This window comes from Paenibacillus sp. BK720 (assembly GCF_011761545.1).
Lineage (GTDB): Bacteria > Bacillota > Bacilli > Paenibacillales > Paenibacillaceae > Pristimantibacillus.
In genome coordinates, this window is sequence record NZ_JAASRQ010000007.1 from 330165 (window position 1) to 346186 (window position 16022).

At 49.2% G+C, this 16022-nt stretch carries 17 protein-coding genes; 13 read left to right on the forward strand and 4 right to left on the reverse strand.

Annotated elements, in window-relative coordinates:
• Nucleotides 1-5: 5 nt before the first annotated feature.
• From FHT67_RS25885 to FHT67_RS25895, 3 genes are read right to left on the reverse strand one after another with little or no spacing between them, the layout of a single operon-like run.
• Nucleotides 6-1094 carry a GerAB/ArcD/ProY family transporter gene (locus FHT67_RS25885; RefSeq protein ID WP_132309530.1) on the reverse strand — a complete coding sequence of 363 codons (1089 nt, stop codon included), beginning with the start codon at nt 1092-1094 and terminating at the stop codon, nt 6-8.
• A 22-nt stretch (nt 1095-1116) separates the two neighbouring features.
• Nucleotides 1117-2274, reverse strand: a complete 1158-nt coding sequence (locus FHT67_RS25890; protein ID WP_132309532.1) for a Ger(x)C family spore germination protein — start codon at nt 2272-2274, stop codon at nt 1117-1119.
• A complete protein-coding gene (locus FHT67_RS25895; protein ID WP_132309534.1) occupies nt 2271-3722 on the reverse strand; it encodes a spore germination protein in 1452 nt (483 codons plus the stop codon). The genes FHT67_RS25890 and FHT67_RS25895 overlap by 4 nt, the downstream gene beginning before the upstream one ends.
• Before the next feature lie 177 nt (nt 3723-3899).
• Between FHT67_RS25895 and FHT67_RS25900 the strand changes: the two genes are divergently transcribed.
• The 12 genes from FHT67_RS25900 to FHT67_RS25955 all read left to right on the forward strand — a co-directional run bounded on the left by FHT67_RS25900 (nt 3900) and on the right by FHT67_RS25955 (nt 13785).
• The gene (locus FHT67_RS25900; RefSeq protein ID WP_167201779.1) at nt 3900-4271 is read left to right on the forward strand and encodes an iron chaperone; all 372 of its coding nucleotides are present in this window, start codon (nt 3900-3902) and stop codon (nt 4269-4271) included.
• A gap of 75 nt (nt 4272-4346) precedes the next feature.
• Nucleotides 4347-4823, forward strand: coding sequence for a DinB family protein (locus FHT67_RS25905; RefSeq protein ID WP_132309538.1), 477 nt, complete (start codon nt 4347-4349; stop codon nt 4821-4823).
• Nucleotides 4824-4862: 39 nt separating this feature from the next.
• Entirely contained in the window at nt 4863-5645 is a 783-nt protein-coding gene (locus FHT67_RS25910) for an SDR family NAD(P)-dependent oxidoreductase (protein ID WP_167201780.1), read from the forward strand.
• Nucleotides 5646-5832: 187 nt separating this feature from the next.
• Nucleotides 5833-6417, forward strand: coding sequence for a TetR/AcrR family transcriptional regulator (locus tag FHT67_RS25915; protein ID WP_132309542.1), 585 nt, complete (start codon nt 5833-5835; stop codon nt 6415-6417).
• Nucleotides 6418-6661: 244 nt separating this feature from the next.
• A complete protein-coding gene (locus FHT67_RS25920; RefSeq protein ID WP_167201781.1) occupies nt 6662-7882 on the forward strand; it encodes an MFS transporter in 1221 nt (406 codons plus the stop codon).
• A gap of 119 nt (nt 7883-8001) precedes the next feature.
• The gene (locus FHT67_RS25925; RefSeq protein ID WP_167201782.1) at nt 8002-8925 is read left to right on the forward strand and encodes an aminoglycoside phosphotransferase family protein; all 924 of its coding nucleotides are present in this window, start codon (nt 8002-8004) and stop codon (nt 8923-8925) included.
• A gap of 195 nt (nt 8926-9120) precedes the next feature.
• Nucleotides 9121-9936 carry an EcsC family protein gene (locus tag FHT67_RS25930; RefSeq protein ID WP_167201783.1) on the forward strand — a complete coding sequence of 272 codons (816 nt, stop codon included), beginning with the start codon at nt 9121-9123 and terminating at the stop codon, nt 9934-9936.
• Nucleotides 9937-10019: 83 nt separating this feature from the next.
• Nucleotides 10020-10556, forward strand: a complete 537-nt coding sequence (locus FHT67_RS25935; RefSeq protein ID WP_132309843.1) for a GNAT family N-acetyltransferase — start codon at nt 10020-10022, stop codon at nt 10554-10556.
• 203 nt (nt 10557-10759) lie between these two features.
• Complete coding sequence (locus FHT67_RS25940) at nt 10760-11083, forward strand: NIPSNAP family protein (protein WP_243711708.1); 324 nt, start codon at nt 10760-10762, stop codon at nt 11081-11083.
• A 22-nt stretch (nt 11084-11105) separates the two neighbouring features.
• Nucleotides 11106-11645, forward strand: a complete 540-nt coding sequence (locus FHT67_RS25945; protein WP_132309552.1) for an NAD(P)H-dependent oxidoreductase — start codon at nt 11106-11108, stop codon at nt 11643-11645.
• A 58-nt stretch (nt 11646-11703) separates the two neighbouring features.
• Nucleotides 11704-12447 (forward strand): SDR family NAD(P)-dependent oxidoreductase, encoded by a 744-nt coding sequence (locus FHT67_RS25950; RefSeq protein ID WP_167201784.1) that lies wholly within the window; start codon nt 11704-11706, stop codon nt 12445-12447.
• A gap of 261 nt (nt 12448-12708) precedes the next feature.
• The gene (locus FHT67_RS25955) at nt 12709-13785 is read left to right on the forward strand and encodes an NAD(P)H-dependent flavin oxidoreductase (RefSeq protein WP_167201785.1); all 1077 of its coding nucleotides are present in this window, start codon (nt 12709-12711) and stop codon (nt 13783-13785) included.
• A gap of 11 nt (nt 13786-13796) precedes the next feature.
• On the opposite strand, the gene FHT67_RS25960 is transcribed toward FHT67_RS25955, so the two are convergent.
• Entirely contained in the window at nt 13797-14666 is an 870-nt protein-coding gene (locus tag FHT67_RS25960) for a LysR family transcriptional regulator (protein WP_132309558.1), read from the reverse strand.
• A 130-nt stretch (nt 14667-14796) separates the two neighbouring features.
• Between FHT67_RS25960 and FHT67_RS25965 the strand changes: the two genes are divergently transcribed.
• Nucleotides 14797-15978 carry a YbfB/YjiJ family MFS transporter gene (locus FHT67_RS25965; protein WP_167201786.1) on the forward strand — a complete coding sequence of 394 codons (1182 nt, stop codon included), beginning with the start codon at nt 14797-14799 and terminating at the stop codon, nt 15976-15978.
• Nucleotides 15979-16022 lie beyond the last annotated feature (44 nt).

Consider the following 16022-nt stretch of genomic DNA (forward strand, 5'->3'; position numbering starts at 1 on the left):
AAAGCTTATGCTTTTCTCCGCTGCTTGACGGATCCGAGTATCCAAAGAATCAAAGGAAGCACAAGGTATACAATAGGGTAGAAGATGCCGTTTAAATACAAGCTTTTCAAGGTATAGGACAGGCGAATATTATGGTTGCTGTAAATGTAAAACACGCACCAGAGGCAAGTGACGATGCAAGCGATCAACTTCCAATTCCGGTAGCCGATCCATTCGGACAACCCATAGCTAAGGATAAACAAGCACACGGATAATTTGATGAACGCGGCAAGCAGCCACAACGGGATATAAAAAGCATCGATATTCTGAATGAAGTTAAGAATGGAGATATACTTTGTCAGCGAATAGATCGGTACAACCAATTGAGAGGCAATCTGAGGTCCGGTAACAAACATCAGAACAAACGTTGCGAGCACGCCCCATACGACCGTCGTGACCGTTCCCCAGATAACGGCCCTAGCAGCCGTTCGCTTGTTCTCCGCAAAAAAGTACAGCATGAGGACAATTGTAGGATCCGCGATATAGCTATAAGAGTTAAATGTGCCTGAGAGGATGGCCAACCACCCTGAATCCGCGTAGACCGGCAGGATTCTCTTTACGTTCATATCCTGCGGATTGAGAAATAACTGAACGAATAACATGAAGAGCAGAATAGGGCCGATAATCTCCGCGCAGCGGCTAATAGCCGTTATCCCGCCTTTGTACACGGCATAAACGACAAGGAACAGCAAGCAGATCAAAATGAATATCATTGGCGTATTATGAAGCAAAACCAGATTTTGGAAATCAACCGTGCCTTTTGCAATCATCGACATTTGTCTGAACCATAACAGGAAGTGCGCCAGTACCAGAATTTTTCCCATTACCGTGCCCAAGAGATCCTTCATAAGCGTAATCAAGGTTTTATCCTCATGCTGTCTGCAGACCCGAAGGGAGATCCAGGTGAAAAAGAGCATCGCAACACCGCCAAGCAGCATGGATATCCAGCTGTCCTGACGCGCTTGCTCCACGGCTAGATGGATAGGAAGGTAAGTGGTCGTGACGATAGAGGATATCGTCACGATCCAATACATTTGATAGCTGCTAACTTTCATGCTTTGCTCCTCTTTCCAATAATTATTTCACTTGACCGGCACTTGTCCCGGTAGACCGCAACAGAATATTTGCTTTCACGGAGACGTTGATATTCTTAAAGTTATCATCCCAGTTGTTTTTTTGCGTTTTCCACCAATAAGGATGCTTGCGATGAAGGTATTCGCCGATGCCAAAGATATCCTGTCCCCATCCCTGGACTTTATTTAGCGTAGCCTGCATGTCTTTCTCAACCCGTTCGTCCAAGTACTTCTTAAGCGCAATCATATTGTCTACTTCAGACATATCAAGCGTCGTTGTATTATCAAGAAGATAGGCTTGAGCTTTTACCGTTAATAAAATGTGCTTGGGATCATTGCCGTCAACCGAATGAATTTCTCGCTCCAGATGCGTTAACCGAAAGGACAAGGTACCGTTTCCTTCCTTCCACGGTATCGTTAAGCCATGAAAGGTTCCTTTTCCAATCATCCAAATCGCTCTTGAGCCTTCCGGATCATTAAGAATCCCTTTTAACTTCAGCTCGTTATCCAGAACCGCAAACCCGGCAAATTGGATGAAATGCGCTTTTTCAGTGCCTGGCTGGTCATGATTGTCGATCTGAAGGAGAGGGACCAGAATTCTTGTTCCTTCCTGAGCCATTTCTATGAAAAATTGCCTGATCGAGTAGTTGTTCATCCCGTTGATTCGCAGCTCTTTATTTGTGGCTATGCTGGAGAGCTGCTCCAAAGGATGTTTGATCTTCATGAATTCCTTGGCACTGCCTTTAACCACAACGATAATGTCTCTTTGGTTATTCGCAGGGTCTCTGTTCAATTTATCGAATAGCTTTTTGGTATTATTGTTTTCGATATACTGATCGCTGATTGCAATTAATGTACGATGGCTCGTAATAAGTCTTCTGGACATCTTTCTTTGCAGTTTTTCATTTGCCTCGAACACATTTTTCCCCTTCGCCGAGATGACGATAAAACTCTCCGACTTTCCATTACTCCCTCCCTTGGTTGAGCTTAATTGGGAAGGAACGGCTATCTGATGGCTGAGCTCCAGCATATTCTCTCCGGCATGATCAATCCCGGTGCCAATAACGAATGCTAATTGATTCGGCTCTACGAAATCCGTACAGCCGGCGGAAGCGAACAGTAAAACAAGAGACAGACAAGTTTTTTGCAGCGAGCGTATCATTTGCGTTGTCCTTTCTTATTGCGGCCATTCTGAATCCAGAAAGGATAGCGGATAATGATGTCTTTGATCCGTTTGGCGTCAAAGGGAGCAATCGGATACATAAACGGTCTTCCGAACGATTCGAGCATGACCATGTGAATCATCAGGAAGATGATGCCGAATGCAAAGCCTACAAAGCCAAGCAGCCCGGTAATGAAGAGAAACAGATAACGAATGATGCGAAAGGGCAGACTAGCGCTGTATCTTGGAATGGAATACGACGCTACACCCGTTAAAGAAACCACGATTATGATTGGCGTGGAGATGAGTCCCGCTTCCACAGCGGCTTGTCCAATAACCAGCGCCCCAAGGATGCTGACCACCGGGCCGAGCTGGTTCGGAAGGTGAACGCCGGCCTCCTGCAAGGCATCAAACACAAACAGCATGAGAAATACCTCAATCACCGTCGGAAACGGGGAGCTTTCTCTTGCGGCGGAAATGCCCATCATCAGATAACTGGGCACCATCTCCGGGTGGAAGGTCGATAGGGCAACATAAATGGAGGGCAAAGCGAAAGAAATAAAGGTCATGATGTAACGAATCGTGCGGGTAAGCAATACAAAAATAAACCTCTCGAAATAATCGTCAACGGACTGAAGGCCTGACCAGAATGTAATGGGAAGAATCAAGGCAAACGGAGACCCGTTGGCTATAATTGCAACTTTTCCTTCCAATAAGCTTGCCGTGACGATATCCGGACGTTCGGTATTCTGAATTTGCGAGAAGAGAGAGAAGGATTTGCCCTCCATCCATTCCTCAATGTAGGCGGAATCGATAATCCCGTCTATCTCAATGGCATTGAGCTTTTCCCTCACTTGCGCAAGTATTTTTTCTTCTGCCAGACCTTGCACATAGACAAGAGCCACGTCCGTTTGCGTGTATGTCCCAACGGTGAAGGACTCCAGCTTTAGATCCTTGTGAATAATCCGGCGTCTGATCATCGTGGTATTCGTACGCAAGCTTTCGACGAAGCCTTCCTTGGAGCCGCGCAAAGCCGATTCCTTCTTAGGCTCTTGAATGCTTCTTGTTTCGTAATCCCGGATCTGCGCGATAAGCGCGGATGCTTCGCCTTCCGCGAATACCGCCATACTGCCCTGCAGGATATGCTGCACCAGCTTTTCCGCGCTGTCGGACGTTTGCACGTTCGCTAAGGGAAGCCAATTGCTTCTGATGATTTCCGCAAGCGATTGTAAACGATTTGTGCCAGTGCAAAGCGGCGGTTCATCATGCATAAGAGGTTTTAGGATACTCTCTTCAACGCTTTGCATGCGTATCATTCCATCTAAATAAGCGAGCAAAAGCACGGTTTCGTCCTTTAGCCTAAATGAACGGATAATGAAGTCCGAGCAATTCTGGAATTGTTCTCTAAGGTACGATTCATTCTCTTCAAGTCTTGAGCTGAGATTCATAGATAATCACCTCGCCTGGTTAATCAGCCGCATCGCATGGGTATTGGGTATTATGACCATTTGGTGAAATGGCTATGCAGCATACGGATTTGAGAGGATATTGAATCGCCGGCAACGAATATCAAAACCCTTAGGGAAGAAAAATAGAACGAAATGATAGTTTAGGGGGAGTCCCATATGGAAGTGTTTGCAGATTTTTTGGCCGGTATTGATAACTTGACGCACCGGGAACGGACGGAGGAAGTGTTGACTTGGGTTGCGGATACGTTTCCTTCATTGGCTCCAAAGATCGGCTGGAACCAGCCCATGTTCACAGACCACGATACCTATATCATCGGGTTTAGCGCAGCCAAACAGCATCTCGCTGTCGCGCCGGAACGGGCAGGGATGATTCGGTTTACGGATGACATAGAAAAGTCCGGCTATGATCACACCGGCTTATTACTGCGTATTCGGTGGGAGAAACCCGTCGATTACGGCCTTCTCAAGAGGATGATTGAATTTAACATTACCGATAAAGCGGACTGCACAACCTTCTGGAGGAAATAAGACCATCAAGCAGGCAGGAGATTATATACCCGAGCAGAATAATAGGGATATACGGGCTATGCGGGAGGGCTAAGCATGATTAAATTATTCGAGTATAACTGGCAGGTTCGTCAGGACTGGTTCCGCTGGTGCGGTGAAGTCGACCCCGATGAGCTGCTGAAAAAGCGTACCGGCGGATTAGGCTTCATCCTGCCCACGCTTTATCATATCGTGGCCGTCGAATATGGTTGGATCTGTGGCGGAATAGAAGGAAAGGAACTCTACATACCTTCGTTTGGCGAGGTAGCGAGCCTGCGGCAAGTCATTGACTTCTCTGCCCGCTGCCGGGAGGAGGTTGCGCCATTCGTCTACGGATGGAATGACAGCCTGGAGAACCGCGTGATGATTGATATTACGGATGACGGGAAAGAAGAAGCCCATAAATGCGGTGAAGTGATGAGGCATGTCATCGCCCACGAGATCCATCACATGGGTCAATTATCGGTATGGGCACGCGAGGTCGGCAAGGTACCGGTTAGCGCAAACCTGATCGGCAGAGGGTTATTCGGGTAAGGTCCTTACTAAATACAGCGACAAGGGAGTTTGAATAGCATGGAATTAGGATTTAAAGGAAAACGGGCCATCATTACCGGCGGAAGCAAAGGCATCGGATTTGCAACCGCGATGCTGCTTGCTGCCGAAGGCGCGCAGGTTGCCCTTGTAGCCAGAAGCGAAGAGCCGCTCAAAGCTGCAGCAGAACAAATTACTGCAAAGACTGGCGTAGAGCCGCTTATTATTTCTGCCGACGTATCCGTTGAAGCTGAGGTGCAGCGCGCGGTATTGACGGCAGCCGAGCGATTCGGCGGCATCGACATACTCGTCAATAACGCCGGCACTTCGGCGGCAAAGCCATTCGAAGCAGTCGATGCAGCGGCTTGGTCGGCCGATCTGGATCTAAAGCTGTTCGGAGCGATCCATTTCACGCGGGCGGCATTGCCATTCCTGCGCCAGAGTGGGGGAGGCGCGGTCGTTAATGTAACGGCAATCGGCGGCAAAACGCCTTCCGGCTCTTCGCTGCCGACCTCGGTAAGCCGGGCAGCCGGCTTGGCGCTAACGAAGGCAATGAGCAAGGATCTGGCGGCCGACGGAATTCGCGTAAATGCGGTTTGCATCGGCTTGATCCGGAGCGATCAGATCGAGCGGATGTGGCAGGCAACGGCTCCGCAACTTACCTGGGACGAATTCGCCGCGGACCCTCGTCACGACATTCCTTTGAGGCGAATCGGCCGTACGGAGGAAGCGGCGAACGTGATCGCGTTTCTCGTATCGGATGCCGCTTCTTACGTGACGGGTACATCCGTTAATATTGACGGCGGCAAAGCAGCTGTTCTCTAAACGGGATAGGATTTATGTTGATCAAAAAAGTCGCGTAACCGCGGCTTTTTTTGATTTTTCCCCGCATAAAAAGGATCGCGGGATAAATCGTTTAAGGACTGCGGCATACTAACAGCAATTGGCTTGCGAAAATTCTTTACTGTTCGTTCTTAAACCGCTATGATTGGACATAAGGGAGGTATGAACAATGGCTAGACCAAGAGAATTCGACCAAGATGCTGTGCTGCAGAAGGCGATGGAATTATTCTGGGAAAAAGGATACGAACGCACATCGATTCAAGATTTAGTAGAGCGTACCGGTGTGCACAGAGGCAGCTTGTACGATACCTTTGGGGATAAGAATCAGCTTTTTCTGACTTGTCTGGACCGGTTCCGTGAGGGAAACCGCGGTCATGCCTATAGCATTCTTGAAGAGAACGGACCTGCGAAAGACGTGTTATGGCGTTACTTTCAGCGGTTGATCGATGTAGCGATAAGCGAAGAGAATGGCCGCCGCGGCTGTCTGATTGCCAATACCGCCATGGAGATGGGGAAGGTAGATCCGGTTGTTTCTTTCCGGATTGAAGCGTATACGCTGGATATGGAAACGAATTTCAAGAAATTTCTGATGCGTGCCCAGCAGCAAGGCGAGCTGAAAACAAAGTATACCGTGCAAGAAGCGGCCAGATTCCTGTTGAATACGCGATACGGGCTTTATGTGCTTGCGAAAATCGCAACGGACCGTCAAGTGCTCGAGGATGCCGCGAAGGTAGCGATGTCAATCCTTGTCTGATCTGGCTGCGATTGTTCTTGACTTATCGTTCTTAAATAAATATACTGAGACATGTGGAAATCAAGTTTGCGCGATAATTAAAGAACAGTCGTTCCGAAACGTGGATTATTCTGCATGTCTCGTCGTATTAAGTCGAAAGCAAGACGTAAGGAAACGCCATTTTTTTTGATTATTAAAGAACGAACATTCTTTAATTGATTTTCTAATTTAGGTCATCCTATAACCAACGAAAAGAGGTCAAAACATGCGAACAATATCTTCGAAAGCGTCCTTCTGGATTGTGGCTTGGGTACTCACGGTCAGCTTATGGTCCAGCACGGCGCCGTCCATTGAATTTCCGGTTTATGCATTGCAGTGGCATCTTTCCAAGTCGGTAACAACCGGTATCTTCTCGGTGTATCCAATCGTTCTTATTCTTGTTTTGTTTCTGCTTGGCAATCTGTCCGACTACATTGGCCGCAGAAATACGTTAATTACGGGACTAATCTTTCTTCTTATCGGGGCAGTGGTATTCGCAACAGCGCAGAACGTGTTCTGGCTGTTTGTCGGCCGGATATTCCAAGGCCTTGGGGTAGGGTTAACCGCCGGATCCGGAGCGGCTGCGCTTGTGGAATTCAATCCGACCGCAAATAAAAAGCTGCCTGGCTCCATAAACACGATTACTCAGGCTGTTGGGCTATTCCTTGCTACAATCGTGGGAGCGGCATTAATTAAGTACGCGCCGGCACCGCTTCATTTCAGCTATTGGGTATTGGCCGTTCTCGTATTTGCCAGCATCATTTTATGTCTCTTTCTTCCCAAGCAAACCAAAGCGCAGTCTGACGCAAGACCTGCCTTCAAGCTTCAGATTCGGGGGGTAAAGGTTCCTAGGGGACAATGGGGCATCTACTTGCTGGCAGCCCTGGCGATTGGCACGGGCTTCGCGAACGGTGCGGTATTGCTGTCGCTTGGCGCCCAAATCGCCCGTGACGTCATTGGCACGCAGGATATCCTTGTCATCGGTACCGTATTGTCCGTTTCATACTTGCTTGCCTCGGTCAGCGCTACCATTGCCGGCCGGTTAAAACCGGTTGTATCTATTCGCATCGGCATGGCTTCCATCGTAGTAGCGGCTGTATTGCTCTTTAGTGCCGCGGAGGTTCATTCGTTCCTGCTCTTCATGAGCTCATCCGTGCTGGGAGGCCTTGCGTACGGGTTCTCCGCATCCGGGGGCATTGGATTAGCGGCAATCAACTCTCAAGCCCATAACCGCGTTCAATTTTTATCCGCCGTGCTCGTTGCCGCATACTTGTTCCAAGGAACCAGCGCCTATGGCGGCGGAGTCGCTTCCAGCACGTTAGGCTTTAGTACCGCAATCGGAATGATGTCGGTCATTATTGCCGTCCTAGCGTTATCGACATTCTTGCTCGCCATAAAGAAAAGTAAAAATAAGGAAGCTATAGCAGCAGAGCCTGCCACGCCATAATGAAGAGAGGATGCCCGGAGGGCGTCCTTTTTTTATTTCACCGAAACTCGCCGTTGACCCGTATTTTCTCGTTTTTTATAGTGATATTATCTACTCTGCTTACATTTGGAGATGGTCCCATGACGGCTTACGAAAAACCATTGCTCACTAATAGCGAAATTGAACAGGTATTGCAGCATCGGCTTGGACCGGGCGCGACGGAGCTTGCACAATTATCCGGAGGAAATATTAGCAGCGTGTTTGCTTTTATGCATGCAGGGAAAGGATATGTCGTGAAATTCAGCGATTTGAAAGGCGCCTACGAGACGGAACGATACGTATCGGAATTGCTGACGGCTCAAGGTATTCCTTTTCCGAAATGCGTGGCTTATGGAACAACGGAACGATTATCCTATGCGATTACGGAACGAATAGAAGGACGCCTTTTATCCGATTGCACCTTGGAAGAGCAGAAACGCCTATTACCGGAACTGTTTGATATTTTAACGGGAATGGTTAAGGCAGAAGTTCAGAGCACCAACGGATACGGCTGGATTGAAGCGGATGGGAACGGAGCTTATTCAACTTGGAAGGACTTTGTCATCGCCGTAAACGCGGAGGAGCAGACGGGCTTCTGGGAGAATTGGCAGGAGCTGTATCGCACGTCTTGCTTGGAAAGAGCGGTCTATGAAGAAATTTATAACCGGCTTATGACCTACGTGCCCTATAATGCTCCGTACAGGAGCTTTGTGCATGGGGACTTTCATCAGTGGAATGTTTTATCCGACGGACAACGGGTGACCGGCATTATTGACGGCAATTGCTTGTATGGCGATCCTTTGATTGATCTGGCAGTACTTGACCGGCATATGCCATGGAACGGCGTCATATCGGCTTATGAAGCATACCGGGCGAAAACAGCGATCGAGCATCCGCAATTCAGGGAACGGTTAATGGGCGCTTATTATTTGAAAGGGCTCGACGGACTCCGCTTCTACGCGAAGATGGGATGGAACGAAGCTTATCAGGTGACGAAAGACTTCTTGTTGAATCTGGAGGCTTGACCACCGAACAGAAAGAACCGACGCGGCAATCATCAAGCGACACTGACAAGCGATGAATGCCACGCCGGTTTCGATTGACCTGCCGCGCCGGCAGGTTTTTTTGTTTTTTGCGGGGATATTTATGAAACGAAAACGCGCATTTTACAGTATGTAAGGCTAAAGCGAATATTTGAAGCGAAGGGGTCAAGGACATAGATGACAAATACGGAAGATCTTCAATACCTAAATGCGGAGTTAAGGCTGATCGAGCAGTGGGAGAAGGAGCAGAAGGATCTGTTCTTTTGGGAAAAGCTAGGCCGGTTGCCGTTTGTGATCCTGGACCGCTTAACGCCAAAGTTCATCCAGGACAAAATCGGAGTCGTGCTAGACGAGCTTGGAAGCTACGTGCAAAGCGGAGGCAGGTATTTAATCAGCAAGGAGCAAATGTACCGGAGGATGCTGCCTGACGTCGAAGATCCGGATGCCGATACCGCATTTGAGCAAATCGCGCAGCTGCCGCTTGGGAGAATGGACGAAATCGCCCAAAGCATCAGCAGATCAAGCAGCAATACCGCGACCGTTCAAGGCGCAACGACGGGAATCGGCGGACTCTTCACCCTTGCCATCGATATTCCGCTCCTGCTTGGCATTTCCATTAAAGCGCTGCAGGAGATTGCGATCAGCTACGGTTATGACCCATCAGAGAAGTCCGAGCGAATTTTTATCGTGAAATGCCTGCAGTTCTCATCCTCCGACATTGTTGGCAAGAAAGCCATTCTCGAGGATCTTGCCGCTTTCCATACAGGCGAGCAGAGCAAGCAGGTATTATCTCAGCTGCAAGGATGGCGTGAGGTCATGTTGTCGTACAGGGATAATTTCGGTTGGAAAAAGCTATTTCAGATGATTCCGATCGCGGGTATTCTGTTCGGCGCATATCTCAATCGTTCCACCCTTCAGGATGTGACCGAAACGGGCAGAATCATGTACCGGAAGCGCAGAATTATTCAGAAATTGAGTCTAGCCCGTGAATAGAGCGGGGACAAGAAGGTTATTGTAAGGGGGCAGACGAAGTAAACCGGACAACAGGGATAAAGGAGAAAATCTTAGTGGAAAATATGCAATGGTACGAGAAGCTGCATGACTATTTTCCGGAGCACGAAATGAAGGATCCTCACCAGCTCGTTGACTTGCTTGAAGAGACGGATGTCTATCACATTAAAGAAACCGACAGCTACATCGTTTTGTATGCCGAGTTCACGACCTTTATTTTTATCGATTATCTGTTGGTCACGCCGCATTCGAGAAGCAGAGGGGTTGGCTCCCGGGTTCTCAACTCGTTAAAAACAAAGGGGAAAATGATCCTGCTTGAAGCCGAGCCGAACGATCCCGAGAACGAGGATACCCGGAGGCGCCTGGCTTTTTACAAGAAGAACGGCTTCAAAAAAGCGGATCGGATTATGTATGCTCCAGAGGACTTCGAAGGCCATCAGTATCCCATGCATGTGTTATATTGGTCGCCGGTCGAACTGGAGGACGAGATCATCATGGGCCGCATGGAAAAGGCATGCAAGGAAATTCATAATTTTAAATCCAAACAGTATTATGGGCGCATATTGGTCGACCCCGATAAAGCACTGAAATTATTGCATTAAAAATAGGAAAACAACTTTGCGCGGCAGCCAAAATAATGGCTGCTTTTGATATCTGGATTCGAGATGCTTATTATCTTGATTTGGTATTATGCAGGGTTAGTGGAGATATAGTAATATGAACAAGCGGACAAATTAAGAAGTTATACCTATCTACTAATAGGTAATTCTGAATAAGAGAAAAGTTAAAGGAGTTGAGACGTTTGTTGTACGAGCTGCGAATTTACGATATGCAACCGGGCAAGCTGCAGGCCATAAAAGACCGGTTCAGAGATCATGTCATTGAATTATTCGGGAAGCATGATATGAAGATCACGCAATTCTGGGAAGACGAAGACGAGGCCAAGGAACGCTTATATTACGTGGTCGAACATGCCGGCATGGAACAGCGCAACCTCAATTACGATCGTTTCCGCAACGATCCGGAGTGGATAGAAGTGAAAAGGGTCTCGGAGCTTGACGGGCCATTGGTGAAGAAACAAGAAAGCATCTTTATGAAGGACGTATCCTTCTTCGCAAACAATAAATAAACCATTAAAGGAGCAAATGATCATGAAAACATTAGTAATCGCAGCACACCCTAATATGGAAGCATCGCGCGTGAATAAAGCTTGGCTTGAAGAATTGAGGAAACAAGGCGAATACACCATCCATGAAATTTACAAAGCTTACCCTGACGAAAATATCGATGTTGCGAAAGAGCAGGCGCTGGTGGAAGCCCATGACCGCATTATCTTCCAATTCCCGCTCTTCTGGTACAGCGCGCCCGCACTATTGAAAAAATGGTTTGATACCGTGCTGCAATACGGCTGGGCTTTCGGTCCGGAAGGCGACAAAACAACCGGCAAGGAATTTGGCGTAGCCGTCTCCACTTACGGGTCCGAGGAATCGTATCAGCCAACCGGCTTCAACCGATTCACCGTACAAGAAATCTTGCGTCCGTTTGAAGCAACGGCTCATTTCATTAGCGCAACTTATCTTCCTCACTTTACTTTAAACGACGTATCCAATCTTACCGACGAGCGGCTGGCGCAAAGCAGTATCGACTACGTTAACCATTTGAGAACGGTTAAGCCGTTGGCAAAGGTTTGATAAATCAGCGCCTCAATAAACTATCTATTGATAGGTAAACAAAAGGGGATTAAATATCATGACATTTCAAAATAAAGTTGCCATTATAACAGGCGGAAGCAGCGGGATCGGCAAGGCGGTTGCCATTGAACTCGTTAAGAAAGGGGCGAAGGTCGTGATTAACGGCCGACGCGAGCAAACCTTGCTGGAAGCTGCAAAAGAAATCGATCCAACCGGATTGAAAATCGCCTATGTCGCAGGCGACATTTCCAAACCGCAGGTGGCAGAACGTCTGATTAGCGAAGCCATCGCGCGTTTCGGCCGTGTGGATACGCTGGTTAACAATGCCGGCATTTTTCTGGCGAAACCCTTTACGGATTACACCGAAGAGGAGTTTGAAGCCGTATTGTCCACGAATGTAGCGGGTTTCTTCCATATAACCCAGCGCGCAATAACCGAGATGCAAAAAGCGGGATCCGGGCATATTGTCAATATCACGGCAAGCGGCGTCTCCGAGCAGCCGATCAAAGACGTGCCGTCTGCACTCGCCGCACTGACGAAAGGAGGCTTGACGACAGTGTCCAAGTCCCTTGCGATTGAATATGCGGACAAAGGCATTCGCGTCAACGCGGTTGCGCCAGGCGTTATCAAAACGCCTATGCATGCTCCCGAAACCCATGATTTCTTGGCTCAGCTGCACCCGATGAAACGGATGGGCGAGGTTCATGAAATTGTGGAAGCGATTCTGTACCTGGAAGCTGCCCAATTCGTTACGGGCGAAGTCCTTCATGTGGATGGCGGTCAAAGCGCCGGCAAGTGGTAAGCGAATAAGTTTGTGTTCTTGGCGTTACCCTATTTCGAAGGAGATGACGTTCATGATATACGAGCTGCGAATTTATGATGTATGAATAACGCGCCTTTCATCCATTCCGAACAAGGATGATTGAAATAGATGTGCTATCTGCTATCTCATTTTACGATAGCAGATAGCATTTTTCTGTATTATTCGTGAAAGCCGCTTCGTTGTATACTTGAAGCAAGTTAGCAAGCAAGACTGGACGTTTTATAGAAGGAGTGAGTTCCGATGCTAAATATGCTTCGTACGCCTTTATGCGAATTGTTCGGAATCCGTTATCCGCTATTGCTGGCCGGTATGGCAGGCGGGCCCTCCACGCCCGAATTGACGGCTGCCGTCTCCGAGGCGGGCGGGCTTGGCACTTTAGGGGCAGCTTATATGGCGCCGGAGGATATCCGGTCAGCAGTCCGCCGAATCAGACAATTAACCACGGCACCTTTCGGAGTGAATTTGTTCGTGAATCAGCCTTCGGACGATAATACTCGAACGCAAGAGGTACAGGACAAGCTTAACGAGTTCCGGAAGCAGCTGGGCATTCCCGACTCGGAAGGAAACGCAATCCAAACGCCCGATTGGTTCGAAGAACAGTTCAACGTGTTAATCGAGGAGAAGGTTCCCGTTATCAGCACGGCATTTGGCGTGCTGCCGGAACCGCAGATGCAAGCAGCGAAGGCTTCCGGCAGCAAGGTTGCAGCCATGGTTACCACGGTAAGGGAAGCGCTGATTGCCGAGGAGAAGGACTGTGATGCGATTGTCGCGCAAGGAAGCGAAGCAGGAGGCCATCGCGGCACCTTTGGCGCAGCTATAAATCCAATGGGAGCGAATATCGGTACGATGGCTCTTGTTCCGCAGATCGTGGATCGAGTAGCCATTCCCGTTATCGCTGCGGGCGGAATTATGGATGGCCGCGGGCTTGCTGCTGCTCTGATGCTTGGCGCGCAAGGCGTGCAGCTGGGAACCCGCTTCCTGACATCGATCGAAGCCGGGACCGGCGAGGCTTACCGGAAAGCCCTTCTTGCCAGCGACGAGGAGAGTACGGTGATTACCAATGCCTTCTCCGGGAGGCCGGCCCGTGGCATTAGAAACGGATTTATCGAGCAATGGGAGGCAAGCGGTAAAGCTCCGCTGCCGTTCCCAACGCAAAACACCGCAACGCGCGATATCCGGAATGCGGCGGGCAAGCAGCAGAAAGCTGACTACTTATCCTTATGGGCAGGACAAGGAACGCGGATGCTGACTGCCGGTCAAACGGCCCGGCAGATTGTGGAAGAGATCATTGGCCAAGCTGCCGCCTTAACGAAATAAACAAGTCCTTTTTAATTAAAATGAGCCCGCATTTCCGTGAGGAACGCGGATAATGCGGGAGTCATTAGTGCATCCTTGCGCCGAATGAATACGGTTGTCACGTGCCCATGCTTGCTCGGAATCGCATGCGTCCGAATTTGTCCCTGCTGCTCCTGCTCGGTGACGATTGAGCGTGGCAATAAAGAAATGCCGAGACCTGCGCTGACGCAGCCGATAATCGTCTCGAGCGATCCGAATTCCATTAGCTTGACGGGGATAATCCCTTCCTCTTGAAGCAATTGATTGAATTTAGCCCGGTAGGAGCATCCGTTCTGAAAAACAAGCAGCGTCCTTGATTGGACCTCGTGAATGCTATTGATAGCCGGGTGAGAGGACGAAGTGACAAGGACCAGCTCCTCGTCGGTCACGCTTTCCTGCTCCAATTCGGGGTGATCAACGGGCCCGGCAACAAAGGCACCGTTCAGTTCATAATGCAGAACGCCATGAATGTGGCTGTCCGTGGGACCCGTAACCAAATTGAAATCCACTGCCGGATAATCGGCATGATACTTGGCCAGAAGAACGGGTAATCGGACGGCGGCGGTTGTCTCCATCGATCCAATGGACAAAGGTCCAGCCGGTACCTTGGAATCAACAACAGCCGACCTGGCTTCCTGAATGACATGCAGAATTTTTTCCGCGTAGGAGACGAGAATCTGGCCGGAGGGCGTCAAGGTAATTCCCCGGTTATGGCGGTAGAAGAGCTGCGTCTGCAAATCGGCTTCCAGCTGCTGAATTTTATGAGTGACGTTGGATTGGGCGAAATTCAATTTTTGAGCCGCCTTCGAGATACTTCCTTCCTTGGCGGTTGTCGAGAATACTTTGAGTAATTGAATGTCCATTGCGGCCTCCGTTATATTATTATGCATTAGATATCTGGAATTCAGATAACAAAATATATAATCATTTAAATTTCATGATATCAGAATTATGCCAACATGAACAGGCTATCCAAAGAAAGAAGGAACATTTATGAGAAGAAGACATACCTGGATGGTACTCGCCGGCGGCGTAGCCGCCATGATGATTGCCATGGGAATCGGAAGGTTTGCTTTTACCCCCATGCTGCCCATTATGATGGATCATCATTTGTTCTCCGCTTCGGGTGCCGGGTATCTGGCTTCCAGCAATTATCTGGGATATTTGATCGGCGCCTTTATCTTAACGTTCATGCGGATCAAGAACCGCTCGCTGCTATTGTTCGCAGGGATCACCGTTAGTATAGGAACGACATGGAGCATGGGAGAATTCCACGGTCTCGATGCATGGCTAGTGCTGCGTTTCTTGTCCGGACTGGCAAGCGCAACGGTCTTCGTCATCGTTACCAGCATCGTAATGGAGCGTTTGTCCGCCCTTCAGGCCGGGATCTTCTACGGAGGGGTGGGAGCCGGAATCCTGCTTACCGGGATTGCCGTCCCGTTGTTGGCACGCAGCAGCGAGTGGGTTGGGATATGGAAGGGGTTAGGTTTGATCAGCCTGGTCCTGGGATTGGCCGCCTGGTACTCATTAGGGGGAAGAAATGAGGGAACGGTTAAGGCAAGCCCTTCGAGCAACGAAGCGTCGTCCTCCGCCCGGCGGATTATGGTCTGTTTGACTATTGCCTACGGATTGGAAGGCTTGGGCTATATCGTGACGGGAACCTATCTCGTCGCTTACGCCAAGACCGTATCGAACATCCCGAACATGACATCGCTCAGCTGGATGCTAGTCGGCGCTGCAGCCATTCCTTCCTGCGTCCTTTGGTCGATGATTGCGTCACGGTGGGGGAAAAAGTGGACCCTGTCCCTTGCGATGGCCATGCAAGCCATAGGCATTGCCGTTCCTGTACTTATTCCGAACAAGGCAGCCATCTTTGCAGGCGCTATTTTGTTCGGGGCCACTTTTATGGGAATTACCATGCTGTTTGTTGCTTATGCGAAGGATCTGTTCCCTCGGAACAACCGGAAAATCATCGGCTTATTGACGACGTTTTTTGGATTGGGGCAGATCATCGGTCCGCTTATTGCGGGTCATTTGATCTCCGGCAACGGAAGCTATCTTTCGGCTTTAATCGGAGCGGCTCTTGTCGTTCTTGCGGGAGCGTTAAGCTTGCCGCTAGGGATCGGCCGGGCCGACCGTCTTGCCAAACCGATTATCCCCGAGCTGCCCCGATAAGCAGGAATTCATAAAAGTCTGGGGCCTAACCGCGCTCCAGGCTT